Annotated in this window: 28 protein-coding genes and 1 tRNA gene; 17 read left to right on the top strand and 12 right to left on the bottom strand. The window is 63.1% G+C overall.

Annotated elements, in window-relative coordinates; all coding sequences use genetic code 11:
- Nucleotides 1–53: 53 nt before the first annotated feature.
- Both QBK88_RS14075 and QBK88_RS14070 read right to left on the bottom strand, forming a co-directional pair.
- On the bottom strand, nt 54–854 hold the full coding sequence (locus QBK88_RS14075) for a hypothetical protein (RefSeq protein ID WP_277962461.1): 801 nt from the start codon (nt 852–854) through the stop codon (nt 54–56).
- 100 nt (nt 855–954) lie between these two features.
- On the bottom strand, nt 955–1,908 hold the full coding sequence (locus tag QBK88_RS14070) for an alpha/beta fold hydrolase (protein ID WP_277962460.1): 954 nt from the start codon (nt 1,906–1,908) through the stop codon (nt 955–957).
- A 135-nt stretch (nt 1,909–2,043) separates the two neighbouring features.
- Here QBK88_RS14070 and aroC point away from each other — a divergent pair, with 135 nt between their 5' ends.
- Genes aroC through QBK88_RS14055 form a run of 3 tightly spaced genes read left to right on the top strand, consistent with a single transcriptional unit; the run spans nt 2,044 to nt 4,846 of the window.
- A complete protein-coding gene (gene aroC / locus QBK88_RS14065) occupies nt 2,044–3,135 on the top strand; it encodes a chorismate synthase (RefSeq protein ID WP_268149551.1) in 1,092 nt (363 codons plus the stop codon).
- Nucleotides 3,135–4,304, top strand: a complete 1,170-nt coding sequence (locus QBK88_RS14060; RefSeq protein WP_277962459.1) for an MFS transporter — start codon at nt 3,135–3,137, stop codon at nt 4,302–4,304. The genes aroC and QBK88_RS14060 overlap by 1 nt, the downstream gene beginning before the upstream one ends.
- Nucleotides 4,301–4,846: an acireductone dioxygenase gene (locus QBK88_RS14055; protein WP_277962458.1), complete on the top strand. Its 546-nt coding sequence runs from the start codon at nt 4,301–4,303 to the stop codon at nt 4,844–4,846. Before QBK88_RS14060 ends, QBK88_RS14055 begins: the two co-directional genes overlap by 4 nt.
- A gap of 139 nt (nt 4,847–4,985) precedes the next feature.
- Here the strand turns inward: QBK88_RS14055 and QBK88_RS14050 are convergent, their stop codons facing one another.
- The gene (locus QBK88_RS14050; RefSeq protein WP_268149555.1) at nt 4,986–5,264 is read right to left on the bottom strand and encodes a DUF3509 domain-containing protein; all 279 of its coding nucleotides are present in this window, start codon (nt 5,262–5,264) and stop codon (nt 4,986–4,988) included.
- A gap of 337 nt (nt 5,265–5,601) precedes the next feature.
- Between QBK88_RS14050 and QBK88_RS14045 the strand changes: the two genes are divergently transcribed.
- The 9 genes from QBK88_RS14045 to QBK88_RS14005 all read left to right on the top strand — a co-directional run bounded on the left by QBK88_RS14045 (nt 5,602) and on the right by QBK88_RS14005 (nt 13,698).
- Nucleotides 5,602–6,126, top strand: a complete 525-nt coding sequence (locus QBK88_RS14045; RefSeq protein ID WP_277962457.1) for an ankyrin repeat domain-containing protein — start codon at nt 5,602–5,604, stop codon at nt 6,124–6,126.
- A gap of 62 nt (nt 6,127–6,188) precedes the next feature.
- Nucleotides 6,189–6,719 carry a hypothetical protein gene (locus QBK88_RS14040; RefSeq protein WP_277962456.1) on the top strand — a complete coding sequence of 177 codons (531 nt, stop codon included), beginning with the start codon at nt 6,189–6,191 and terminating at the stop codon, nt 6,717–6,719.
- Between the two features lie 95 nt (nt 6,720–6,814).
- Complete coding sequence (locus QBK88_RS14035; protein WP_268149561.1) at nt 6,815–7,006, top strand: PLDc N-terminal domain-containing protein; 192 nt, start codon at nt 6,815–6,817, stop codon at nt 7,004–7,006.
- 230 nt (nt 7,007–7,236) lie between these two features.
- On the top strand, nt 7,237–9,315 hold the full coding sequence (locus QBK88_RS14030; RefSeq protein WP_277962455.1) for an LTA synthase family protein: 2,079 nt from the start codon (nt 7,237–7,239) through the stop codon (nt 9,313–9,315).
- 195 nt (nt 9,316–9,510) lie between these two features.
- Nucleotides 9,511–9,747, top strand: coding sequence for a hypothetical protein (locus tag QBK88_RS14025; protein WP_268149565.1), 237 nt, complete (start codon nt 9,511–9,513; stop codon nt 9,745–9,747).
- Nucleotides 9,748–9,963: 216 nt separating this feature from the next.
- Nucleotides 9,964–10,305: a ribonuclease E inhibitor RraB gene (locus QBK88_RS14020; protein WP_027977410.1), complete on the top strand. Its 342-nt coding sequence runs from the start codon at nt 9,964–9,966 to the stop codon at nt 10,303–10,305.
- A 220-nt stretch (nt 10,306–10,525) separates the two neighbouring features.
- Nucleotides 10,526–11,935 (top strand): circularly permuted type 2 ATP-grasp protein, encoded by a 1,410-nt coding sequence (locus QBK88_RS14015; protein ID WP_268149568.1) that lies wholly within the window; start codon nt 10,526–10,528, stop codon nt 11,933–11,935.
- 12 nt (nt 11,936–11,947) lie between these two features.
- Nucleotides 11,948–12,898: an alpha-E domain-containing protein gene (locus QBK88_RS14010; protein ID WP_268149570.1), complete on the top strand. Its 951-nt coding sequence runs from the start codon at nt 11,948–11,950 to the stop codon at nt 12,896–12,898.
- Entirely contained in the window at nt 12,895–13,698 is an 804-nt protein-coding gene (locus tag QBK88_RS14005) for a transglutaminase family protein (protein ID WP_268149572.1), read from the top strand. Before QBK88_RS14010 ends, QBK88_RS14005 begins: the two co-directional genes overlap by 4 nt.
- A 78-nt stretch (nt 13,699–13,776) precedes the next feature.
- Here the strand turns inward: QBK88_RS14005 and QBK88_RS14000 are convergent, their stop codons facing one another.
- Complete coding sequence (locus QBK88_RS14000; RefSeq protein WP_268149574.1) at nt 13,777–14,187, bottom strand: rhodanese-like domain-containing protein; 411 nt, start codon at nt 14,185–14,187, stop codon at nt 13,777–13,779.
- A 614-nt stretch (nt 14,188–14,801) separates the two neighbouring features.
- Here QBK88_RS14000 and QBK88_RS13995 point away from each other — a divergent pair.
- Complete coding sequence (locus QBK88_RS13995; RefSeq protein WP_277962454.1) at nt 14,802–15,512, top strand: amidotransferase; 711 nt, start codon at nt 14,802–14,804, stop codon at nt 15,510–15,512.
- A gap of 31 nt (nt 15,513–15,543) precedes the next feature.
- Here QBK88_RS13995 and QBK88_RS13990 read toward each other — a convergent pair whose 3' ends face one another.
- The 3 genes from QBK88_RS13990 to QBK88_RS13980 form a co-directional block, all read right to left on the bottom strand.
- On the bottom strand, nt 15,544–16,515 hold the full coding sequence (locus tag QBK88_RS13990; RefSeq protein ID WP_277962453.1) for a magnesium and cobalt transport protein CorA: 972 nt from the start codon (nt 16,513–16,515) through the stop codon (nt 15,544–15,546).
- A gap of 74 nt (nt 16,516–16,589) precedes the next feature.
- Nucleotides 16,590–17,309, bottom strand: a complete 720-nt coding sequence (locus QBK88_RS13985; RefSeq protein WP_268149580.1) for a lysophospholipid acyltransferase family protein — start codon at nt 17,307–17,309, stop codon at nt 16,590–16,592.
- Between the two features lie 119 nt (nt 17,310–17,428).
- Nucleotides 17,429–18,118 carry a crotonase/enoyl-CoA hydratase family protein gene (locus QBK88_RS13980; protein WP_268149582.1) on the bottom strand — a complete coding sequence of 230 codons (690 nt, stop codon included), beginning with the start codon at nt 18,116–18,118 and terminating at the stop codon, nt 17,429–17,431.
- Nucleotides 18,119–18,389: 271 nt separating this feature from the next.
- On the opposite strand from QBK88_RS13980, the gene QBK88_RS13975 reads away from it, so the two are divergent.
- Nucleotides 18,390–18,479: transfer RNA gene (locus tag QBK88_RS13975), tRNA-Ser, on the top strand.
- A gap of 3 nt (nt 18,480–18,482) precedes the next feature.
- The gene (locus tag QBK88_RS13970; RefSeq protein ID WP_277962452.1) at nt 18,483–18,725 is read left to right on the top strand and encodes a hypothetical protein; all 243 of its coding nucleotides are present in this window, start codon (nt 18,483–18,485) and stop codon (nt 18,723–18,725) included.
- Between the two features lie 340 nt (nt 18,726–19,065).
- Here QBK88_RS13970 and QBK88_RS13965 read toward each other — a convergent pair whose 3' ends face one another.
- Both QBK88_RS13965 and QBK88_RS13960 read right to left on the bottom strand, forming a co-directional pair.
- The gene (locus QBK88_RS13965) at nt 19,066–19,431 is read right to left on the bottom strand and encodes a hypothetical protein (RefSeq protein ID WP_176571699.1); all 366 of its coding nucleotides are present in this window, start codon (nt 19,429–19,431) and stop codon (nt 19,066–19,068) included.
- A gap of 48 nt (nt 19,432–19,479) precedes the next feature.
- Nucleotides 19,480–20,703, bottom strand: coding sequence for an MFS transporter (locus tag QBK88_RS13960; protein WP_277962451.1), 1,224 nt, complete (start codon nt 20,701–20,703; stop codon nt 19,480–19,482).
- A 105-nt stretch (nt 20,704–20,808) separates the two neighbouring features.
- On the opposite strand from QBK88_RS13960, the gene QBK88_RS13955 reads away from it, so the two are divergent.
- A complete protein-coding gene (locus QBK88_RS13955) occupies nt 20,809–21,729 on the top strand; it encodes a LysR family transcriptional regulator (protein WP_277962450.1) in 921 nt (306 codons plus the stop codon).
- On the opposite strand, the gene QBK88_RS13950 is transcribed toward QBK88_RS13955, so the two are convergent.
- The 3 genes from QBK88_RS13950 to QBK88_RS13940 form a co-directional block, all read right to left on the bottom strand.
- Nucleotides 21,681–22,430 (bottom strand): 3-oxoacyl-ACP reductase family protein, encoded by a 750-nt coding sequence (locus QBK88_RS13950; RefSeq protein WP_277962449.1) that lies wholly within the window; start codon nt 22,428–22,430, stop codon nt 21,681–21,683. The two genes, QBK88_RS13955 and QBK88_RS13950, sit on opposite strands and share 49 nt — an antisense overlap.
- Nucleotides 22,431–22,522: 92 nt before the next feature.
- Nucleotides 22,523–23,005, bottom strand: a complete 483-nt coding sequence (locus QBK88_RS13945) for a transcription elongation factor GreAB (RefSeq protein ID WP_277962448.1) — start codon at nt 23,003–23,005, stop codon at nt 22,523–22,525.
- 1 nt (nt 23,006) lies between these two features.
- Nucleotides 23,007–23,375, bottom strand: coding sequence for a hypothetical protein (locus tag QBK88_RS13940; protein WP_277962447.1), 369 nt, complete (start codon nt 23,373–23,375; stop codon nt 23,007–23,009).
- A gap of 114 nt (nt 23,376–23,489) precedes the next feature.
- On the opposite strand from QBK88_RS13940, the gene earP reads away from it, so the two are divergent.
- Nucleotides 23,490–24,623 (top strand): elongation factor P maturation arginine rhamnosyltransferase EarP, encoded by a 1,134-nt coding sequence (gene earP, locus QBK88_RS13935; protein ID WP_277962512.1) that lies wholly within the window; start codon nt 23,490–23,492, stop codon nt 24,621–24,623.
- Nucleotides 24,624–24,627 lie beyond the last annotated feature (4 nt).

Raw genomic sequence — 24,627 nt, 5'->3', positions numbered from 1 at the left:
CCCCGCGCCTTCTGCTTCCCAAGCGGGCACCAGGTTGCGCAGGGGGGGAAGGGCTAGCGGTGGGTCGCAATCCAGATCAGCAACCCTGCCTGGAACACTGCGAACGCTACCAGGCAACTGATGGTAAAGCGCAGCCCGCTGTCCTCGCGCTTGAGCTTGCCGACCCGCTCTTCCTGCTGGCGCAGTTTCACTTCCTGTTCCTGCAGGTTCTGCTCGGCCAGTACCAACATGTTGGCAGCATCCAGAATTTCCACCACCTGCACCTTGTCACCGTTCCAGGTGGCGATCAGTTCACCCACCTGTACGTCCGCATAGCTGCCCTTGAGGTGCTGGGCGTCGGTGTAGGTGACCGTGAAACCCTGGCTCTTGAGCACATGGTCGCGGCGCAGGCGGGTGTCTTCGTTGAGGCCGTCCTTGCTGGCCAGCGCAGCCCCCTCGACCCGGTAGTGCGCCCATTTGCGCTGGGCCCAGATCACCCCCTGGGCCATGAGGAAGCGGCCCAGGCCACGGTTCAGCGGCTCCATCTGCAAACCGCCTTCGGGGCCGAAGGTGAGGGTGCGGGTCTGGTGGTTGGCCCACACTTCCAGGCGGTTCTGGTCTTTGCGCACCTTCTGCGCCGGCAGCTGAATATCCATGCGCAGCAGGCTGTAGTCCTTGCCATGGCGCTCGGCGCGGCCGAACTGCACGAAGCGCAAGGGCCGCGCACCGGTGGTACGGTCCACCGTCAAAGGCACCAGGCGCAGCATCTTGAAGTGCTCAGGCACCACGTCCGCCCACGGCAATTCCACTGGCGCGGGGGCCTGTTCAGGTTCAATGGCCACTTCGGGTGACTCTGGGGTTTGCGTTTCGGTCATCACGGCGATCCTCTTTCGCGCAGCGCTGCGGGTATCAAAGTGGATACCTGCATCGGCGTATCGGCAGGGTTTGCCGATACTTGCGCGGTTTTTGCCGTGATCAGTGAATCTTGCCGATGAAACCCGTCAGTGCGCCGCCCAGTGCGTCGGCCAGGGGCAGGTTGGGGTTGTTGTAGGAGGCGACCTGGGCCTTGAGGTCGTCGGCGACGATACGCATCACGTGGTTCATGCCGTCCACCAGCACCAATTGCGCGTCAGGCTTGGCCGCCTTGAGCGCGCGGGCGTCGGCCACGCTCACCTGAATGTCGTTGCGGCCTTGAATGATCAGCGCCGGAACCTTCAGGCGGCCGAAGGCGGCGGCAGGGTCCTGGCGCAGCAAGGACACCAGGTAGGGCTGCACGCTGGGGCGAAAGATCACCTGCAAGGGGGCAGGCACATCGCTGTCGTATTGGCCGGCCTTCAGGCGCTGGAGCAGCTGCAGGCTGCGCTGTTCGAGGTCCGGTGGCAGGCGGCCCTTGAGTTGCTCGCCAATGACCTGGTCCAGCGGCCGGCCGCTGCCGGCCACCGAGATCACCGCCGCGGCGCCGGCGTCGGGGGCGGCCAGGCTGGCGATCAGCGCGCCTTCGCTGTGGCCCAGCAGGATCAGCGGGCCGTAGTGCGGGTCGGCTTTGAGCAGGCGTGCCCAGGCCTGGGCGTCAGCCACGTAGCCTTCCACGCTCAGGGTGCGCTCGTCCGGGGCCAGCGGCAGCCCGGTGGCCACGCCGCGCTTGTCATAGCGCACACTGGCGATGCCGTGCCGGGCCAGCAGCATGGCCAACTTGCGCAAATCATCATTGCGCCCGCCCTGGGGGTTGTTGCCGTCGCGGTCGGTGGGGCCGGACCCGGAAATGATCAGGACCACGGGTACCGGTTTGTCCGACACCGGCCGCAACAAGGAGCCCTGCAACACGCCGGTGCCGGTGTCCAGGTCGATGGGGCGCTGGGAGACCACGGGGGCCGCCTGCAGCAGGGGGCTTACGAGCAGAACAAGGAGGGCAGCAAAACGTAGCATCATCAAGCCAGTATGGGGAGGATGGGCCTTGGACTTATACCATGGGCGAAGGTTCGCACATCCAGGGATGAATCAGGCGCCCAGCGTGCGTATACTCCAGGTCCGATCTGATTTGGCTGAATTCGCGGAGCGTCCTGCATGTCCGGCAATACCTACGGCAAGCTGTTCACTGTCACCACCGCTGGCGAGAGCCATGGCCCGGCACTGGTCGCCATCGTCGACGGCTGCCCGCCCGGCCTGGAGCTGTCCCTGCAAGACCTGCAGCGCGACCTCGACCGCCGCAAGCCTGGTACCAGCCGCCACACCACCCAGCGCCAGGAGCCCGACGAGGTCGAGATCCTCTCGGGTGTTTTCGAGGGGCGCACCACGGGTTGCTCCATTGGCCTGCTGATCCGCAACACCGACCAGAAGTCCAAGGACTACTCGGCGATCAAGGATCTGTTCCGCCCGGCCCACGCCGATTACACGCTGCACCACAAGTTCGGTGAGCGCGACTACCGTGGCGGTGGCCGCAGTTCCGCCCGCGAAACCGCCATGCGCGTGGCCGCTGGCGCCATCGCCAAGAAGTACCTGGCCAGCCAGGGCATCACCATCCGCGGCTACATGAGCCAACTGGGTCCTATCGAAATCCCGTTCAAGAGCTGGGACTCGGTGGAGGAGAATGCGTTCTTCAGCCCTGACCCGGACAAGGTGCCGGAGCTGGAAGCCTACATGGACCAGCTGCGCCGCGACCAGGATTCGGTGGGCGCGAAGATCACCGTGGTGGCCGAGGGTGTCAAGCCGGGCCTGGGCGAGCCGATCTTCGACCGTCTGGACGCCGAACTGGCCCACGCGCTGATGAGCATCAACGCGGTCAAGGGTGTGGAAATCGGCGCGGGGTTTGCCTGCGTGTCCCAGCGCGGCACCGAACATCGTGATGAAATGACCCCCGAAGGCTTCCTCAGCAATAACGCTGGGGGCATCCTGGGCGGCATTTCCTCGGGCCAGCCGATCGTGGCTCACCTGGCGCTGAAGCCGACCTCGAGCATCACCACCCCGGGGCGTTCCATCGACATTCACGGCAACCCGGTGGACGTCATCACCAAAGGCCGGCATGACCCGTGCGTGGGTATCCGCGCCACGCCGATCGCCGAGGCCATGATGGCCATCGTGCTGATGGACCACCTGCTGCGCCACCGCGGCCAGAACGCTGACGTGCGCGTCACCACCCCGGTACTGGGCCAGCTGTAATGGCCCCGGCCCACGGGGCTGCCGGGGTTCCCTACTGGCGGCTCTCGGGGTTTTACCTGTTCTACTTCGCCCTGCTGGGCGCCACGGCGCCCTTCCTGGCGATGTACTTCGACCACCTGGGGTTCGCCAGTGCCCGTATTGGCGAGCTGGTGGCCATCCCTATGCTCATGCGCTGCGTGGCCCCCAACCTGTGGGGCTGGCTGGGTGACCGTACCGGCAAGCGCCTGGCCATCGTGCGGTTCGGCGCCGTGTGTACCCTGGCCTGCTTTTCGCTGATTTTCATCCGCAAGGACTATGCCTGGCTGGCCATGGTCATGGCCTTGCATGCGTTTTTCTGGCACGCGGTGCTGCCCCAGTTCGAGACCATTACCCTGGCCCACCTGCACGGTCAGCCGGCACGCTATAGCCAGGTGCGGTTGTGGGGCTCCATCGGGTTCATTCTCACGGTGGTGGTGATGGGCCGGTTGTACGAGTGGTGGAGCCTGGACGTCTACCCCTACGCCCTGGTGACGATCATGGCCGGTATTGTGGTCAGCAGTTTCTGGGTGCCGAACGTTCAGCCACGGGTCGATGCCAGGCGGTTGGCCGGTGACGGGTTCCTCAAGCAGTTGCTGGCCCCCGGGGTGCTGCCGTTCTATGCCTGCGTGGCATTGATGCAGGTCAGCCACGGGCCGTACTACACCTTCCTGAGCCTGCACCTGGAACACCTGGGCTATAGCCGCGCGTTCATCGGCTTGCTGTGGGCGGTGGGGGTAGTGGCCGAGGTGCTGATGTTCCTGGCCATGAGCCGCGTCCTGGGCCGCTTTTCGGTACGCCGGGTCCTGGCCGCCAGTTTCCTGCTGGCCGCGCTGCGCTGGTGGCTGCTGGGCAGTTTCGCCGAGCACTTGTGGTTGCTGATAGTCGCCCAGGTGCTGCACGCCGCCACGTTCGGCAGCTTTCACGCTTCATGCATTCACTTCGTGCAGCGCACCTTCGGTGCTCGCCAGCAAGGTCAGGGCCAGGCACTCTATGCGGCGCTGGCCGGTACCGGTGGTGCGTTGGGCGCGCTGTACTCGGGTTACAGTTGGAACACCCTGGGCCCCACTTGGACGTTCGCCCTGGCCAGCCTTGCCGCGCTGGCCGCGGCTGTCATCATTTCCACCCGGCTTGCAGAGGAAACGCCGCCATGAGCATCCTGTCCGTCTACTCGGTGTCCACCCCGGACATTCCCAACAAGGTCCTCACCCATTTCGAGGACATCGCCGCGACGTTGGCCGAGCAAGGGGTGCGCTTCGAACGCAGGCCGGTGGAGGTAGCCGTTCAGGCTGGCGCGAGCCAGGAGGACGTGTTGCAGGCCCATGGCGAAACCCTCGACCGCCTGATGAGCGAGTGGGGCACGCCGCACGTCGACGTCATCAGCCTGGACCGCGACCATCCGCACCGCCAGCAATGGCGTGAGCAGTTTCTCGACGAGCATAGTCACGACGGCAGGGAAGTACGCTACTTCGTGGCGGGGCGGGGCTTGTTGAGCGTGCACATCGGCGGCTACGTCTACGCCGTGCAGTGCGAGAAGGAAGACCTGGTCGTGTTGCCAGCGGGCATCGCGCGCTGGTTCGACATGGGGGAGGCGCCGCGGTTGGTGGCTATTCGCCTGTTCGAAACACCTCAAGCCCAGGCAGCCCACTACACCGGTACGGAACTTGCCCGCTGTTTCCCGGGTCTGGATAGCTGAGACAAATCGGGCTCGCCGCTAGCGTCCGAGGGTCCGGGCGAAGCTCGGGAACGGCAACCGTGCAATCACTGATACTGCGCGGCGTTCCATTCCCGAGCTTCGCCCAGGCCCACAGCCCTGGGTATGAAGCCCGTGTCACTCACGCGGAGTGGTAGGTAGGCAGCGCGAAACGGTTCTGGCTTTGCAGCATATTGATGGCCGGCAGTTCGCTGGCCTGGCCGGCCAGGTCGCGGCGAATGGCGCTGATGACCCAGGTCAGTTGTTCGCCCGTGTGCAGTTGCTGGTAGGAAATCGAGCGGCGGGTCACTTTTCCTTCGCTGTCACGCAGGGTCAACAGCACAGCACCGTCCGGACGCGGTTGGGTGGTGACGTCGTAGCCGGCGAATACGGAAGCGAATTTTTCTTGAATAAAGTTCATGTCAGCTCCTGGCTCTTTGGTTGGCAAACCTGTGAGTAAGGAGTGCAGCGCCCGTGCCAGTTTTGCCATCACGATTTGGCCCCGTAAAACCGGGGGGTTGAGCGAAAAGGTAATTTTTTCTTTCGTGCAAAATGCATGAATGGTCATTTGTTGCACGGCATTTTGCGCGACGGGTTCAGGACGAACCGGGGAGAGGGCAGGGACACTTTTTCCATGGCCCTATGGTCTATGACAACGAATTGCCAATAAATTCCATTGGCGCCCCCCATAGGCAGGTTCTGTTGACCGCCTGTCGGCGTCACTGGAAACTGACCGTCAATAGCCAAGGAGAAAGCCCATGACCGACACCCGTGAAGCCCGCCAGATGACCGCCGACGAAGCCGCCGAATTCGCCGCGCAGGTATTCGATGTGGCGCGCAGTGGTGACGCCGAGATGCTCGGGCGCCTGCTGGCCAACGGCTTGCCGGTAAACCTGCGCAACCACAAGGGTGACACCCTGTTGATGCTGGCCGCCTACCACGGCCACCAGGATGCCGTGCGAGTGCTGCTGGCGCACCAGGCCGACCCCGAACTGCGCAACGACAACAACCAGAGCCCCATCGCTGGCGCGGCCTTCAAGGGTGACCTGGCCACGGTCAAACTGCTGGTGGAAGGTGGCGCCAGCGTCGAAGGTGCGGGCGGCGACGGCCGCACGGCGTTGATGATGGCAGCGATGTTCAACCGTACCGCCATCGTCGACTACTTGCTGAGCCAGGGTGCCGATCCCCATGCCAAGGACGCCAACGGCGCCACTGCGCTGGCCGCCGCCCAGACCATGGGGGCTCAGGATACCGCCGCCCAGCTGGCCAAGCTGACGGCCTGATACCCTCCGGGCGCGAATGCGGCTATCCTTTGCGCCCTTTTTTACCGTCACAGGCCGCCCCCATGAAAGACCAACTGATTGAACTCATCACCAAGATCAGCTCGGGGTGCCTGGCCGAAGCGGACATCGACCGCATCGCCGACGAGGCCGCCCAGGCTTACGCCGACCCTGCGGCATTCCTGGCCGCCAACCCGGACATCAACTACGACGACAGCTTCCCCATCGCCCTGGGCGAATGGGTAGTGGTGGGCAGCCTGCCCGAGACCGTGCTGTTCCAGGCCGACACCTATCAAGACCTGTTCCAGCAGATCACCGACTCGTTCGGCCCAGGTGTGGCCTTCAACTTCAAGGCCAAGCAGTTGGCCAAGGTCGAGCCGCTGACGGCGCTGAACCGCATCCAGGTACAGATGAGCAGCTTGGCCAAGGAAGACGGCGGTTACACCCTGGTCAACTTCAGCCAGCCGCTGGATGATGAGCTGCAATGCGTGCTGGTATTCGGCAAGGACGTGGAGCGGGTCCTGGAGCTGTGCGCAGGCCTGAACATTGCCGCCGCGCCGTCGCTGGAAGCGCTGAAAGTCGCCGTTCACGTCTGACGATGTGCAGGAGCTGGCACGCCAGCTCCTGCACCGCCTGTGTTTGCCATACGCAGCTACGCTGAAGGGGGAATCCCTTTCCCGGAGCGTCTGCCATGGGTTCCACGTTCAACGGCCTGATTGGCCTGATCATCCTCGCGCTCGATATCTGGGCCATCATCAATGTGCTCAAGAGCAGTGCCGAAGTGGGCATGAAAGTGCTGTGGGTGCTGTTGATCCTGCTGTTGCCCGTGCTGGGCCTGATCATCTGGGCCATCGCCGGCCCCCGGGGTAATGTGCGCCTTTAATTGTTACCTGGTGCTACCTCACGCCACCTGAAAGTGGGTCTTGTATCGCCCGCTTCCCGAGCTTCGCCCGGTCCCACAGGGTTATGCGATCCACCCTGTGGGCCGGGCGAAGCTCGGGGAGTGGGCGACACTGTCTAAAAATTGCAGTGCATCACTTGCCATCTTGATGCACCATTTGCCGCCTCGTGTTTCACGATTCCAATAAAACCATCCACGGATTTTCAATCGACATGGCCATCACGGACGCCTTGGAACCGGCGCAGGCGTATAAACGCCGGCAGCCGACCGTCAAATCTCACCTTGCCTACACCTTGCTCAGCGGCCTGGCCATCATGGTCCTGCTCAGCCTGTTGCGCCTGGCATTGCTGATCTACAACCGTGAAATGATCCTCGACACTCCGGCCGCGACCTTCATTGAAGCGTTCGGCAATGGCCTGCGCTTCGATGTGCGCCTGGTGGTCTACACGCTTATTCCGCTGGTGATCGCCACCCTGGTGCCCTGGCTGATGGCGCGTCGCGGGCTGTGGCGCTTCTGGCTGACCATTACCTCCAGCGTCATGATGTTCCTGGGCCTGATGGAGCTGGATTTCTTCCGCGAATTCCACCAGCGCCTCAACGGCCTGGTGTTCCAGTACGTGAAGGAAGACCCCAAGACCGTGCTGAGCATGCTCTGGTACGGCTACCCCGTGGTGCGTTACCTGGTGGCCTGGGCCATTGTCACCTGGCTGCTGAGCCTGGTGTTCAAGGGTATCGACCGCATGACCCGCCCGCGTATTGACTACGTTGCCAGCGGCCGTCGCCCGGTAGCGCCGTGGTATGGGCGCGTGGCCGTGTTCGTGGTGCTGCTGGCCGTGGCTGTGGTCGCTGCCCGTGGCACCCTGCGCCAGGGGCCGCCGCTGCGCTGGGGCGATGCGTACACCACGGATTCGAACTTCGCCAACCAGTTGGGCCTCAACGGTACCCTGAGCCTGATCGGCGCGGCCAAGAGCAGCTTCTCCGACGAGCGCGACAACATCTGGAAAGCCACCATCCCCGAGGATGACGCTCAACAGACCGTGCGCAACATGCTGCTGACCGCCAGCGACAAACTCGTGGACGCCGACACCGCCGCCGTGCGCCGCGACTTCACGCCGCCGGCGCAGAACGTGATGGGCTACAAGAACGTCGTGGTGATCCTGATGGAAAGCTTCGCCGGTCACTCGGTGGGCGCGCTGGGCGCACCTGGCAACATCACCCCGTACTTCGACAAGCTGGCCAAGCAGGGCGTGCTATTCGACCACTTCTTCTCCAACGGCACCCATACCCACCAGGGCATGTTCGCCACCATGGGCTGCTTCCCCAACCTGCCAGGCTTCGAATACCTGATGCAGACCCCCGAAGGCGCTCACAAGCTGTCGGGCCTGCCGGAGCTGCTCAGCGCGCGCAACTACGATGACGTGTACGTGTACAACGGTGATTTCGCCTGGGACAACCAGTCGGGCTTCTTCGCCAACCAGGGCATGACCACCTTCATCGGCCGCAATGACTTCGTCAACCCGGTGTTCTCCGACCCCACCTGGGGCGTGTCCGACCAGGACATGTTCGACCGTGGCGCCGAGGAACTGGCCAAGCGCGACAAGGCCGGCAAACCGTTCTATGCCCTGCTGCAAACCCTGTCCAACCACACCCCGTACGCCATCCCGTCGCCGCTGCCGGTGCCCCAGGTCACTGACCGTGGCCCGCTTAACCAGCACCTGACAGCCATGCGCTACTCGGACTGGGCCCTGGGCCAGTTCTTCGAGAAGGCCAAGAAAGAGCCTTACTTCAAGGACACCCTGTTCATCGTCGTCGGCGACCACGGTTTCGGCAACGAGCAGCAGATCACCGAAATGGACCTGGGCCGCTTCAATGTGCCCATGCTCATGATCGGCGAAGGCCTGCAGGAGAAGTTCGGCGCGGTGAACCACACCGTGGGTACCCAGATCGACATCGTGCCGACCATCATGGGCCGTGTCGGTGGCGAAACCCGCAACCAGTGCTGGGGCCGTGACCTGCTGAACCTGCCGGAAGGCGACAAGGGCTTTGGCGTGATCAAGCCGTCGGGCAACGAGCAGACCGTGGCCATCATCACGGGTGATCGGATACTGGTGCAGCCCAAGGACATGCCACCGCGCATGTTCCGCTTCCAACTGGGCAGCGACCCGAAAGCCGAGTCGATCGCCGATCAGCCTGATCAGGCCGACCTGCTGCACAAGCTCGACTCGTTCATCCAGACGGCCACCAAGAGCCTGCTGGACAACACCGCGGGTGTCGCCGACTCGAAGCAGTAGGGTGTTCTGATTCGATGCCGGCTTCTGTGGGAGCTGGCTTGGCGGTGAGCTTTCAACCTCGAAAGCTCGCTGGCAAGCCAGCTCCCACAGTCGTTTCAGTGCCAGCGGTGCCATTTGGCATTCCCTTGGAACGATGCCCCTGTCCCTCGGTCAAGTTAAGTGAGGCGGTTGCCTCAGTCTGCCGAGGAGATACTGATGAAAAAGTGGCAAATCGCTTTTATCGATGAGCACGGTCAGCAACTGAACCTGCAAATCGATGCCGATCAGCGTCCCGACAAGGATGAAGCGGCCCGGCATGTGCGCGCCTACTACCGGCCCGTGCTGGCCAAGGCCGACCTGAACGACTTCGACAACCGCGCCCCGGACCCGGCGGCGAAGGCGCTCAAGGAGATGAATGCCATGGAAATCGTTTCTGTGACACAAGTCGACTGATCCATACCCTGTGCGCCTGACCCTCTGGCACAGGCGCTGCCTTCGCGCTACTCTGCAACCGAGGACGGCCGACCGTTGGCCGTGACCTTGTCTTGTCAGCTTCATGCTTGTTTCCGGGTGGTCCCTGAGGGGCCGCGTATTCCCTTTGCAGTCATCTGTCAACGGAGGTCCTGGAAGTACTGAAAGTCTATCCATCAATGATGAGGAGGACGATCCATGAGCACAGCCTATCAAGAAGACATCAGCACCCACGTGCTGCGCCGCATGAAAGAAGGCGGATTTGATTTCGCCAGCATCCACCCCATCGAGTTTTATGCCGTGTTCCCGGACGAGAAGCGTGCGCGTACGGCGGCGGGAAAGTTTCAGGGTGAATCACTCAACGCGCAGGTCAGTGAACGGGACGATGGCGCCTGGTACCTGGAGCTCAGCAAGGTGATGTACGCCACCTACGGCGGCATCGGCGAGTTCGAGCAAGACTTCGAGGCCGTCATCGAGCCGCTGGGCGGCGAGATCGAAGGCTGGGGCGTCAAGCATCAGGTCCAACGGCTTCAAGCCTGAAATCAGGTGAAAGGTTCAAGCCTCAAACTGACAACTTGGGGCTTGCAGCTATCCTTAGGACGCTTCGCAATGAAGCGTCCATAAGCCGGTTGTGGTGGATCACGCACAGGAATGGTGCGTAGTTTGCTGGTGTTTTAGCCAACCGATTGTTTTATAAGCGTTTATGCCGCTGGCACGGGCCTTGCGATGGCCTTGGTGTCCGGGTGACAAGGAGTACGGCATGATCCGCACCTTTTATGATGAGATGTACGATGCCGGCGGCGTTGTCCGCCCGCATTACCGGGAGTTCGCGCGATGGCTGGCCGACACCCCCGAAGAGCTCCTGGCCCAGCGGCGCCGGGAAGCCGATCTGCTGTTCCACCGGGCGGGTATCACCTTCACGCTCTATGGCGATGAGCAAGGCACCGAGCGGCTGATTCCATTCGATACCATTCCACGCAGCATTCCCGCCAGTGAATGGCGCGTGGTGGAGCGCGGCTGTATCCAGAGGGTCAAGGCGCTGAACATGTTCCTTGCCGACCTCTACCATGACCAGCGCATCATCAAGGCAGGGATCGTTCCCGCCGAACAGGTGCTGGCCAACGAACAGTATCAACTGGCAATGCAGGGCCTGAACCTGCACCGTGACATCTATTCGCACATTTCCGGGGTAGACCTGGTGCGTGATGGCGATGGCAGCTATTACGTGCTGGAAGACAACCTGCGCACCCCCAGCGGCGTGAGCTACATGCTCGAAGACCGCAAGATGATGATGCGGCTGTTCCCCGAGCTGTTCGCCGCGCAACGCATCGCCCCCATCGATCACTACCCCAGCCTGTTGCTCGACACCCTGAAGAGCTCCAGCCCCATCGATAACCCCAGCGTGGTGGTGCTGACCCCGGGGCGCTTCAACAGTGCGTTCTTCGAACATGCCTTCCTGGCACGGGAGATGGGCGTGGAACTGGTGGAAGGCGCGGACCTGTTCGTGCGTGACGACCGGGTGTTCATGCGCACCACGGACGGCCCCAAGGCCGTTGATGTGATCTACCGCCGCCTGGACGATGCCTACCTCGACCCACTGGCCTTCAACCCTGAATCGATGCTCGGTGTGCCGGGGTTGCTGGCCGCGTACCGTTCGGGCAACGTGATTCTGGCCAATGCCATCGGCACCGGGGTGGCCGACGACAAGTCGGTCTACCCCTACGTGACTGACATGATTCGTTTCTACCTGGACGAAGAGCCGATTCTCAAGAACGTGCCGACCTGGCAGTGCCGCAAGCCTGAAGAGCTGTCCCACGTTCTGGCGCACCTGCCGGAGCTGGTGGTCAAGGAGACCCAGGGCTCCGGCGGTTACGGCATGCTGGTGGGGCCTGCCGCCAGCGCGGCCGAGATCGAGAACTTCCGTGCCCGGCTCAAGGCCCGGCCTCATGCCTACATCGCGCAACCGACGCTGTCGCTGTCGACCTGCCCGACCTTCGTCGAAAACGGCATTGCCCCGCGCCATATCGACCTGCGCCCGTTCGTCCTGGCCGGCCGCGAAACCCGTGTGGTGCCCGGCGGCCTGACCCGCGTGGCGCTGCGCGAGGGCTCGCTGGTGGTCAACTCGTCCCAGGGTGGCGGAACCAAGGACACCTGGGTGGTCGAGGATTAAGGATGCCTGCCAATGCTGAGTAGAACTGCCTCTGACTTGTACTGGATGTCGCGCTACCTGGAGCGGGCCGAAAACCTCGCACGGATGCTCGACGTCAGCTATTCCCTGTCGCTGATGCCACAGGACGGCCGCGGCGACGGCCTGGACGAAATGGCCATGCCGCTGCTGATCACCGGCACCCTGGACGATTACCTGGAGCGTCACGGCAAGCTGCACGCCGAACGGCTGCTGCATTTCTTCGCCCTGGATGCCAGCAACCCGGCCAGTATCTACAGCTGCCTGGGCGCGGCCCGTGCCAGCGCCCATGCGGTACGTGGGCGCATTACCGCCGACATGTGGGAAAACATCAACTCCACCTGGCTTGAAATTCGCGGCATCGCCGAGCAGGGGTTGGGGCGCTATGGCCTCAGCCGCTTCTGTGAATGGATCAAGGAGCGCTCGCACCTGTTCCGTGGCGCCAGCTACGGCACCATCATGCGCAACGATGCGTTTCGCTTCATTCGCCTGGGCACGTTCATCGAGCGCGCAGACAACACCCTGCGCCTGGTGGATGCACGCTATGAAATGCTCGGCGATGAAGCCGAACTGGTGGATGAGAACTCGGCGCGCAGCTACTACCAATGGAGCGCGCTGCTGCGTGCATTGTCGTCATTCGAGGCGTACACCGAGATCTACCGTGACGCGCCATCGGCCCACAACGTGGCCGAACTGTTGCTGTTGCGCGCCGACGTACCGCGTTCGCTGCGCGCCTGCACCGAGGAGATCGACCAGATCCTGGCCTCGTTGCCGGGCCTCAACGGCCGCCCGGCCCAGCGCCTGGCCGCCGAGCTGGACGCGCGCCTGCGCTACACCGGCATCGGCGAAATCCTCGACGAAGGCCTGCACGCCTGGCTCACCGAATTCATTCCCAAGGTCGCCGAATTGGGCAACGCCATTCACAGTTCCTACCTGGAGGCTGTATGAGACTCTCCATTAGCCACGAGACCGCCTACCATTATGAGGACGAGGTGCGCGCCAGCATCCAGTACCTGCGCCTGACCCCGCACGACAGCGAGCGCCAGCACGTGCTCAGCTGGCAACTGGACCTGCCCCGCCATGTGCGTGCGCAACTGGACCCGTTCGGCAATATCCTGCATGTACTGACCCTGGACGAACCGCACCACGACATCATCATCGGCGCCCGTGGCCAGGTGGACATCGACGAAACCCGCGAGGCCGAGCATGAGTCGCAATCACCGCTGCCGTTCCGGCGTTTCACCCGCTTGACCGAGGCCGATGAGGCGCTGCGTGCTTTCGCTGACCAACAGTGCAAGCAGCGCAATGACCGCAGCGCCCTGATCGACCTGATGCACGCCTTGAATCAGCACATGACCTACACCCCCGGCGCAACGGAGGTGCATACCAGCGCTGCCCAGGCGTTCGCAGCCCGTGCCGGGGTCTGTCAGGACCACACCCATGCGTTCCTGGCCTGCGCCCGCAGTCTGGGGGTGCCAGCGCGCTATGTGTCGGGTTACCTGTTCAGTGGTGACAGCGAGCACCTGGCCAGCCATGCCTGGGCTGAGGCGTGGCTTGATGACGCTTGGTACAGCTTTGATGTGACCAACGAGTTGGCCAAGCCGGAGCGGCACTTGAAGCTGGCGGTAGGGCTGGATTACCTGGACGCCTGCCCGGTGCGCGGCATGCGCCGTGGCGGTGGCTTCGAGCAGATGCACGCCAAGGTGGTGGTCACCCCGACGACACAGGTGCAGATACAGGTCCAATGACGGGCAGGTGCTGGCCTGATCGCGAGCTTTGCAGTTCTGCAAGCTCGCGGCCGTCCGGCACCGGCAGGTTCGCGCGACTCAGCAGTAGAAGTTGTCCTTCTGGCACAGCCGGAACAACGCCGAGTTCAAGTCCATGTAATTGCCACCGTTGACGATGCTCAGGAAGCCCGCCTTCTTCAGCGCGGCTTCGGCCTTGTCGGCGTTCGCATCGGTGTCGCTGTACATCACCACCACCTGACTCTTGTTCTGGATCACCTTGGCCAACTGGTACGCCAGCCCACGGGCATCGGTGTCGCTGGAAGAGAGGGGGCGAAGCGCAATGTCCACCTGCAGCGCATTGTTGATATGGCCTGCGGCAAACTGGTCATAGTTGCGCACATCGAGAATGACTACGCCGTTGCCTATCTGGTCCACCGCTTCATCAATGTCCACGTAGGCGTTGGCGTGGGCGCTCATCAGTAATACGAGGGGGGCAATCCATCTGCGCATGGGCCAATCTCCAGGGGTTCAGTCTGGAAGATTGGCACAGATGCACGGGCCTCGAAAGCGAGTGGGGCAATTTTTATCTGGCGCTTTTCCCTGTGAGCTCACCCGAACAGCCGCGAGAGGTTGGGGAGTATCAGCAACAGCGTGGTGATGGCGACGATAATGCCGGCCTGACGTACTTTGTCGTGTTTGAACATGGTTGGCTGCCTTCTTGTTATTCTTCCTTTGCGCCGACTGCGGGCCTTGTTGGCCAGGCGAAGACGTGCACCTGGTGGAGCGATCGCCTGCTCGATATCCATTGACGCTGAATCGAGCCACCCAAGGCGATATTTGTAACAGTAGGGCCCGCGCGGGCTGTGCCTTAGAACGCTTTCATCTGTTCCTATCGCGACATCATTGCCAATCTGTCTAGTATTCAGTGGAACAACAAAGTGATTCCCATGCTAGAGAGGCTGGTTGCCCGTAGACTCCCTTTGGCGGTGAATGACCATTCGTCAGGCGCCGCTGAACGGTAGCGTCGGTTGCCTCCCTGCACCGGTGGACTTGCCAGCGGGCGTCGTTTCGCGCAGTCTCAGCGCCGTGCACTGTTGCCTCTTACTGTGTCGGGTACTTTTTCTATGTCGTTACGTATCTGCATCCTGGAAACCGATGTCCTGCGGCCGGAGCTGGTCGAGCAATACCAGGGCTACGGCCGGATGTTCGAGCAGTTGTTCGCGCGCCAGCCCATCGCTGCGCAATTCGTCATTCATAACGTGCTGAACGGTGATTACCCGGCTGACGATGAGGTGTTCGACGCCTACCTGGTCACGGGCAGCAAGGCCGACTCCTTCGGTACCGACCCCTGGATTCAAACCCTCAAGACTTACCTGCTGGAGCGCTACAAGCGGGGCGACAAGCTGTTGGGCGTATGCTTCGGCCACCAGTTGCTGGCCTTGCTGCTGGGCGGGCGGGCCGAGCGTGCGAGCCAGGGCTGGGGCGTGGGCGTGCATGACTACAAGGTCGACACCCAGGCCGAATGGATGAACCCGCCCGCCGGCGAGCTGGCGCTGTTGATCAGCCACCAGGACCAGGTCACGGCGCTGCCGGAAGGCGCCACGGTGGTCGCCTCCAGCGCGTTCTGCCCGAACGCCGCTTATCACATTGGCAACCAGGTGCTGTGCTTCCAGGGGCACCCGGAATTCCAGCACGACTATTCCCGCGCGTTGCTCGACCTGCGTGCCCAGAGCCTGGGCCAAGCTGTTCACAGCGCCGCTGTGGCCAGCCTGGCGCGTGAGCACCAGGGCACGGTGGTCGGTGAGTGGATGTTGCGTTTCGTGGCGCAGAAGTAACCGGTGGGGGCTGGCCTGGCCAGCCCCCACATTACAGCCAGCCTGAACGCCTGAAGCTGATGTACAGCGCGCTGCACCCCACCGCAATGCCCCCCAGCACCGCGAAATACCCGTACTGCCAATGCAGCTCCGGCATGTTCTGGAAGTTCATGCCGTAGATGCCGGCCACCGCTGTGGGAAACGCCAGGATCGCCGCCCATGCCGCGAACTTGCGCTGCACGATGCTCTGGCGAGACGACTCCAGCAGCATGCCCACTTCGATGGTCTGGCTGGCGATATCGCGCATGGTGCCCAGGTCTTCCATCTGCCGGGTGACATGAATTTCCACGTCGCGGAAATACGGGCGCATGTTCTTGTCGATAAAGGGGAACGACAGGCGCTGCAACTCTTCGCTGATCTCCACCATGGGCGCCACATAGCGGCGCAGGCGCAGCAATTCCCGTCGCAGGCTGTGCAAGCGCTGCACATCGGCTTCGCGCAGGCAGTCGGCCAGCACATTGGCTTCGATCTGCTCGATCTCGGCATGAATGGCTTCGCTGACCGGCTGGTAATTTTCCGTGACGAAATCCAGCAAAGCGTACAGCACGAAGTCCTCACCGTGCTCCAGCAGCAACGGCCGTGCTTCGCACCGCTGGCGTACCAGCGAGTACGACGCGGAATGGCCATTGCGGGCGGTGATCACATAGCCTTGGCCAGCGAAGATATGGGTTTCGATGAACTCCAGCTTGCCTTCGTGGCGCACCGGTGAATAGGTGACGATGAACAGCGCGTCACCAAAGGTTTCCAGCTTGGGGCGGCTGTGCTTCTCCAGCGCATCTTCAATGGCCAGCTCGTGCAGCCCGAACTGGCGTTGCAGCGTGGCCAGCTCGGCGGCGCTGGGTTGCTCTAGGCCGATCCAGACGAAATGGCCGGGCTTCTTCGCCCATGCCGCGCCTTCGTCCAGGCTGATGTCCACGACTTTCTTTCCGGCGCTGTATACCGCCGCGGCAACCACTCTACCCATGGTTTGGCTTCTTGTACTGGTGGCAGTCAATGCAGCTTGGTCTCAGTGTTGAGAGTCGGCAAGCCGCGCAGGGTTCAAGCGTGGTGCAACTCGCGCTCCAGCTCATCGATACACGCTTGCATTTGCTCTCGGCACTGGCGCATCAACACCGGGATGTCCTTGCTGGTCAGGCCCTGGGTGGGAATCGCCGGTAGCGAGCGTACTGCCACGCGTCCGGCACGCCAGCGGTTCCAGCGCACACTGCGGGCATAGCGGCTGACACACAGCGGCACGATAGGAACGCCAGCATCGATGGCCATCTGAAACGCACCTTTCTTGAAGGCCAGTAGCTCGCTGCCCTGGTTTCGCGTGCCTTCGGGAAACACCCAGATGGACGTATCACGCTTCAACGTGCGGGTGGTGGTCTGCAGTGCACGCCGGGCCTGGTAGGCGTTGCCGCGGTTGATCAGCACATTGCCGCCCAGCCAGAACAGCTGGCCGAAGAAGGGCACCCACTTGAGGCTCTTCTTGCCGATGCACACCGTGCGGCGCGGTACCACCTGGCCCAGCACGAACAGGTCGTAGTTCGATTGGTGGTTGGCGATGATCACGCAGCCGGGCGGCTGTTCGAACAGCGGGCGCACCTGGGCATCCAGTGTCAGCCCCAGAATCCTGATGGCGGGGCGTGAATAGAGGCGGGCGAACACCCGGCTGTTGTCGGGGTGGAACGGCCGGCACAGGCCTATCACCAGGCCCACGCCACCCACTGCAAGAAAATGCAGGCCCATCAGAAACATGCGAACGATAAAAAGCATCCAGCGACTCACCTTTGGCAGAGCGCTGGAGTGTAAGGTCCCCTGCGGGATTGGATCAATTAACTAAATGGACCACACCTGCACAACCGCGAGTCTCGGCGTGGGGGCTCGAGGCCGTGTCAGAGCGGATGCTCCTGGTCACGAATGATCGCGTCGTCCAGCAGTTCCAGCAGCGCCTTGCGCACCTTGAGCTTGGTCTTGCGGTGGGCGCTCATGTTGATCTTCTTCAATTGCTGCGCCGCGGCCAGGGCGGTGTCGCGCAGTTGCTCGGCGCCCACCACCACATCCAGGAAGCCGGCATCCACCGCGGTACGCGGGTTGAACATTTCGCCATTGATCACCGAGCGGTGGAACGCAGCCTTGCCCAGCCGGTCGCGCGCCAGCTCGATACCCGCATGGTGCATGGTCATGCCGATCTGCACTTCGTTCAGGCCAATGCTGAACGGCCCCTCGACGCCGATACGGTAGTCCACCGACAACAACAGGAAAGCGCCCTTGGCCACCGCGTGGCCGGGGCAGGCGACGATGACGGGGAAGGGGTGCGACAGCAGTCGGCGTGCGAGGGTAGAGCCAGCGGTTACCAGGCCGATTGCCTGTTGCGGGCCCGCGGTCATGACCTTGAGGTCATAGCCCCCGGACAGAATACCGGGCTGCCCGGTGATGATCACCACGGCGCGGTCCTGCTCTGCGCGATCCAGCGCCGCGTTGAACGCAGCGATCACGTCGGGGGAAATCGCATTGACCTTGCCGTTGCTCAGGGTCAGCGTGGCGACGCCATCGTCCAGTTGGTAGTCGATCAACTCGCTCATGACGGGTATTCCTTTATTAGGTTTTGCCGCAGACGTTACTCAGCCCGCTCGCCGAGGTAAAGCGCCGTGACTGACTGCTCGGTCACGCGCCACGGCCCGGGCCCCGTGCCTGCGCGTGTACAGCGCCGCGGTGGCCGGTTTGCCGTGAATACAGGCGTTTTTACCCGAAAGGGCATAACCGCATGAAAAATCTGAAAAAAATGTTTGCCATCGGAAAAGCTTTCGACTACATTAGCGCGCCTCGACAGACAGAACATGTTTGAAGAGAAACGGTGAAGTGTCCGAGTGGCTGAAGGAGCACGCCTGGAAAGTGTGTATACAGGAAACTGTATCAAGGGTTCGAATCCCTTCTTCACCGCCATATTTGAACGAAAAAGCCCTGATTATTCAGGGCTTTTTCGTTTTTGCGTTTTTGAAAAAAATCACAGCCCTTACTTTGGCCCATACCTTGGATGCGACCGGATTTACGACCAAAGGTAGGGTCGAGATTGCCGAGCTGCGGCCGCGCGTTGTTGATTCTCAGCGATACGCTGAAGAACTCCGAGGCTGGAAAAATGGGGGGCGTGAGCAGGACCAGGTTGAAAGGAAATTCGCTGGCGTATCATGAACCATTCTGGCTTGGAGGTTACTTCTCGGCTGCAATTCGGCCTGCAATTGGCCGCTAATAACTCTCCGTCAAGGGCGTCTAAGTGGCGATAACGGCCGGTCACGTCTGATCGCTAACGACCCATTGCGGATGGGCGGGCCCAGCACTGTAGCCGCTGCCGCAGGCTGCGCTGGCATTCAACCACACTGGAAATCTCCAGCGTACCCAGCGGCCAGCGCAGCCTGTCGGCAGCGGCTACAGTGCGTGACTGGGGGGGTGGGATCGGCAGCTCCTGGCCGAAGGCAGCCTCCCGACTGAAAGCATCGCTTGGTATACCTATGTTCCACGCCCAGGAAATACATCAGGAAACCCGCCGCTCATTCAAGGTCCCATTAAGCTTGGAAAACGTACGACTATCGGCCACCGCCGTCAGCTTGCGCCCGTCCTTCAGGGTCGCGATGAACGTCACCTGCTCTTCCTTGCCCCCCAGCCACAACCCCGCCACCAGGCCGACCGGCCCCAGCACCAGGGCGCCGGCCATGCCCCAGCCCAGCGCGCCGCCGAGGCTGCGGTTGATCTCATGGTTGGCGACCGTGATGTTCTTGATGCGGCTGACGGGAATGCGTTCGCCAGGCGAGGGGTGGGTGGCAGTCTTGAGCGTGAGCGATCCATTGCTGTATTCGCCTTCACACTGCAAGAAATCTCCAGCTTTTATTGTGAGCTTCATGAGGGATTTCCAGGTTGAATGCATTGATATTCAACCCTTCGGAATAGCTTAACGCTGGGGCAAGTCAATGTCGGGCGACGAAGTGTGCGGTCGCACGTTGCCTGCTGTTTCACGGGTGAGCCAGATGCCCATGGCCACCAGGCTGATGACCACGCCAGCGCCGACGATGCCCATCCACCCCAGCCGCTCATACAGTTGCGCACCGAGGGTCGAGCCCAGGGCGCCGCCGATGAAATAGCAGGTGATGTAACCCGCGTTGAGGCGGTTGCGGGCTGCCGGGCGCAGGGCGTAAACCGCGTTCTGGTTGCTGACGTGCAACAACTGCACCGCCAGGTCGAGCACCAGCACGCCTGCCAGCAGTGCTGCGAGCGAGTGGTCTGCAAAGGCGAGTATGAGCCAGGCGGCCAACTGTGCGACGAGTCCGCCCAGGGTGGCCACGTGTCCCTTGCCACGGTCGGCCAGGCGGCCGGCGGCATTGGCGGCCAGGGCGCCGGCGGCACCCGCCAGGCCGAACAGGCCGATCACTGCGTCGGAATAACCGTAGGGCGTTGAGGCCAGCAGGAAGGCCAAGGGCGTCCAGAACAGGCCGAACAGGCAGAACGACAGCAAACCAAGCGCCGCACGCAAGCGCAGCACGGGCTCTTCGACGAACAGCGTCAGCACTGAGCCGAGTAGTTGCGGGTAGGTGAGCCCGGCCGACTGCTGGCGGCGCGGCAATGAGCAGCGCAGCGCGATGGCGCACACCGTGAGCAGCGCGGCGGCCAGCAGGTAGATGGCGCGCCAGTCGGCCAGCGACGACACCAGCCCGGCCACGGTGCGGGCCAGCAGGATGCCCAGCAGCAGGCCGCTCATCAATGTGCCGACCACGCGCCCGCGGCGCTCCGGGTTAGCCAGGCTGGCGGCCATGGGAACCAGCACCTGGGCCACCACCGAGAACAGCCCGGTCATGGCCGTGCCCAGCAGCAACACCGGCAGGCTGGGGGCGGAGGCGCTGATCAACAGGCCGGCGGCGCTGAGCAGGGTCATGCCGACGATCAGCCTGCGCTGTTCCAGCAGGTCGCCCAGCGGCACCAGCAGGAACAGCCCGGCGCCATAGCTCAGTTGGGCGGTGATGACGATGGTGCCGGCCGTCGCCGTACTGAGCCCAAGGTGCTGGGCGATGGTGTGCAGCAATGGCTGGGCGTAATAGTTGCTCGCTACTGTAAGGCCGGTGGCGATGGCCATCAGCAGGATCAGGGCGCTGCTCAATGGGGTTTCACGGGAGGCGGGCATGCGGGTATTCCAAGGCAGTGGAAGATGGCGCGAGTATCGGTAGTGTGGATCCATGACACAAATGTATTGTTGTCATCGAAACGATCGTAAAACGAGATAGCCGTGATGAACCTCAAGCAGATCGAATACGCCCTGGCCGTGGCCGAAGAGGGTAGTTTTACGCGTGCGGCGGAGCGCTGCCACACCGTGCAGTCGGCACTGAGCCACCAGATCGCCCGGCTTGAGCGGCAACTGGGCGCGCAGTTGTTCGAGCGCACCTCCCGGCGTGTGGCGCTGACCCCGGCAGGGGAGGCGTTCGTTCATAGCGCGCGGGCGGCCATGGAGGCGACGCGACGCATTGGTGACGAGGTGGCGGCGGCGTGCGGGCAAGTGCGCGGGCGGCTGAGCCTGGGGATGATTTCGTCGCTGACCGGCTTGGACCTGGTCGCATTGATCGCTGCCTTTCATCAGCAGTACGCCGATGTGCGCATCCACCTCAATGTGGGGCGCAGCGAATGGATGGTGGAGGAAGTGCGCGCCCGGCGCATGGATGTCGCGCTGATTGGCGTATGGCCTGGCGCGGCGGTGCAAGGCGTGGCGACGCGGGCCCTGGGCGACGAGGAGTTGATGGCGGTGGTGCACCCGGACCACCCGCTGGCGCGGTTGCCCCACTTGGCGCTGGCGCAGCTGGCGGACCAGCCCTTGGTGGACTTTGCCGCAGGTACGGGGGCCCGCCGCCAGACCGACGAGGCGTTCGCCGCCGGCCAGGTGGCCCACCAGGTACAGTTCGAGATCACCGACATGCGCCTGGTGGAGCAGTTCGTGCAACGCGGCCTGGCGGTGGGGCTGGTGCCGGCCGGCGTGGCGCTAGGCTTCCAGGGGGTAGTGGCAATGCCCATCAGTGACGCGCCGGTGCGCCGGGTCTATGCGGTGTGGGCGAACACCCCGAGCCCGGCGGCAGCGGCGTTTGTCGCCATGCTCGAACGGACGCTTGCCGATCAGGCGCCGAAACCACCGTCGATGGTCAGGCTGGCGCCGGTGATATAGCCCGCCTCGGCGCTGGCCAGGTAACTGACAAAACCGGCAATCTCGTCCACATGGCCATAGCGGTTGACCGCCATGAAGCCCATCAGGCTCTCGGCGAAGTCGCTGTCGGCCGGGTTCATGTCGGTGTCCACAGGGCCTGGTTGCACGTTGTTGATGGTGATGCCGCGAGGGCCCAGGTCGCGGGCCAGGCCCTTGACCAGGCCCACCAGTGCCGATTTGCTCATGGCATAGGCGCCGCCGCCCGCGAAGGGCATGCGGTCGGCATTGGTGCTGCCGATATTGATGATGCGCCCGCCCTCGGTCATGTGCCGGGCTGCCGCCTGGCTGGCAATGAACACGCTGCGCACGTTGATGGCGTAGGTGCGGTCGAAGTCTTCCAGGCTGAACTCGTCCAGCGGGCCGATGGCCAGCACGCCTGCATTGTTGACCAGAATGTCCAGACGGCCGAACGCATCGACGGTGCGGGCCACTGCGTCGCGAATGGCCACGGCGTCGGCGCTGTCGGCCTTGATGGCCAGGGCCTTGCCGCCTTGGGCGGTGATGCCATCGGCCAGGGCCTGGGCCGGGCCCTGGGAGCTGACATAGGTGAACGCCACCGCGGCGCCCTCGGCGGCCAGGCGTTTGACGATGGCGGCGCCGATGCCGCGCGACCCGCCCTGTACGAGGGCGACTTTACCGGTGAAGGGTTGGGTGTTCGACATGGGGGTTCTCCAGGTACTCACGGGCGTGAAGGAAGGCTTTCACTGTAGACCAGGTCGGGGCCAGGCATCGGTCCGTGGGGGATGCTGGCTGCCTAACGCACGTGTGTCACCGTGAACGTCTGCTGCATGCCCGCCACCACAATCGCCACGTCGTCATCCTCGAACTTGCCCAGCAGTGCCTGGCCCAATGGCGAGCGCGGGGTTATCACCGTAACCAGGCACTCGGCCAGCCGCACTTTCAGCCCGGCCGCTTCCGGCCCCAGGAACAGCCACTGCAAGGTGCCATCCATTGCTTCCAGCGTGACCAGCGCACCCACCTGAATGCCACGCGCCGGGTCGTAGTCACGCAAGGTCAGCTGCTGGAACAACCCCAGTGCCTGGCGGATTTCTTCCATGCGCCGTGCCTGGCCGGTCGCCAGGTACGAGGCTTCAAGCCCCAGCGTGTCGTACTTGTTCTCTGCCACGTTTTCTTCGTGGGTGGCTGTCTCGTAGGCGGTTTGCGCAGCCCGTTGCAGTACGTCGAAATCTTCGGCCAGGCGCGCGACGATCAGTTGCCGCAGGGTGTGCTTGTCCATGTCAATTGCAGAACTTGAGTACATTGGTACGGCTCTTGTCAGTCGGCGCGGTGCGGTCCTGTTGCAGCCAGAACTGGCACTTGGGGTCCTGGTTGTGGTTCTGCGCATCGCCTTGGCTCTGTTCCTGTCGACGCAGGTTGTTCTGGTATTGCTCGAACATGGGTGATTCGCCCTCGGGGGTGTTCATGGCCGGGGGCGGTGGCGCCGGGGTGGTGATGGGCAAAGGTGCATTGAAGAACAGCTTGTAGCCCAGCCACGTGGTCAGGGCGATGGCCAGAAAGCCCAGCCAGAGGCCCAGGGCGATGCAGCCTACCAGTTGCGCGGGGTTGAGGGTGACCAGCAGTTGACGGTGGTTGGGGCGGTAGGGCATGGCGGCCTCCTGGCGGGGTGGGCAAGGTCATGATTGTCGCATGAGTGTGGCCGCTGGCGGCGACTTTGCCTCTACAATGGCCCATTTACCTGGAGGGCGGTGATGAAAGCGGGCGTGAAAACCTCCTGGGATATTTTCTGCGTAGTGGTCGATAACTACGGCGACATCGGTGTCACGTGGCGCCTGGCGCGCCAACTGGCGGCCGAACACGGGCTGGCGGTACGCCTCTGGGTGGACGACCTGAAGTCCTTCGAGCGGCTGTGGCCCAGTGTTGAGCCGCACAGGGCGCGCCAGTGGCAGGAGGGCGTGGAAATCTGCCAATGGCCGCAGCAATGGCTTGCGGTCAGCGCTGCCGACGTAGTGGTTGAAGCCTTCGGGTGCAAGTTGCCACCTGAGTACCGTCAGGCCATGGCCGCGCGCCCGACGCCGGCCTTGTGGTTCAACCTGGAATACCTGAGCGCCGAGACCTGGGTGTCGGGCTGCCATGGCTTGCCGTCACCGCAGCCCGACCGCCTGCAGAAGTATTTCTTCTTTCCCGGCTTCGAGGCCAAGACCGGCGGGTTGCTGCGTGAGGCTGGCCTGCTGGACCAGCGGCGCCTGTTCCAGGCTGACGGCCCGGCGCGCCAGGCCTTCCTCGCCAGCCTTGGTGTGAGCGTGGCGCCCGGGGCGCGACTGATGTCCTTGTTCGCCTACGAGAATGCCAGCCTGGCCGACTGGCTTGATGCGCTGGCGGCAGCTGAAACGCCCACGCATGTGCTGGTACCCCAGGGGCGTGTTCTGGGCGATGTGCAAGCCTGGCTGGCGGAGGCCGAGCTGGTGCCAGGCGCCGCCCATCGGCGCGGCAGCCTGACCGTGCAAGTGGTGCCATTCGTCCGGCAGGATCAGTACGATCGCCTGCTGTGGTGCTGCGATTTCAACGCCGTGCGGGGCGAGGATTCCTTTGTGCGAGCCCAGTGGGCTGGCCGGCCTCTGTTGTGGCACATCTATGAGCAGGAGGAGTATGCCCACTGGGAAAAACTGGAAGCCTTCCTCTCGCTCTACGTCGAGGCTTTGAGCCCGGATGCCGGGCAGGCCCTGACCCTGTTGTGGCGTGCCTGGAACCAGGGGCTGAGCATGGCCGAGCCATGGCGGCAGGTGCTGGCGCACTGGGATGAGTTGCAGGCGAATGCGCAGAAATGGTGCGAAACACAAGCCGCTCAGCCTGATCTTGCATCGGCGCTGGTGAACTTTTACCGAAATTGGATATGATACG

The sequence above is a fragment of the Pseudomonas sp. RIT-To-2 genome (genome assembly GCF_029623465.1).
Lineage (GTDB): Bacteria > Pseudomonadota > Gammaproteobacteria > Pseudomonadales > Pseudomonadaceae > Aquipseudomonas > Aquipseudomonas silvicola.
The sequence above is the reverse complement of the archived record's forward strand: the minus strand, read 5'-3'. Positions and strand labels throughout refer to the sequence as shown.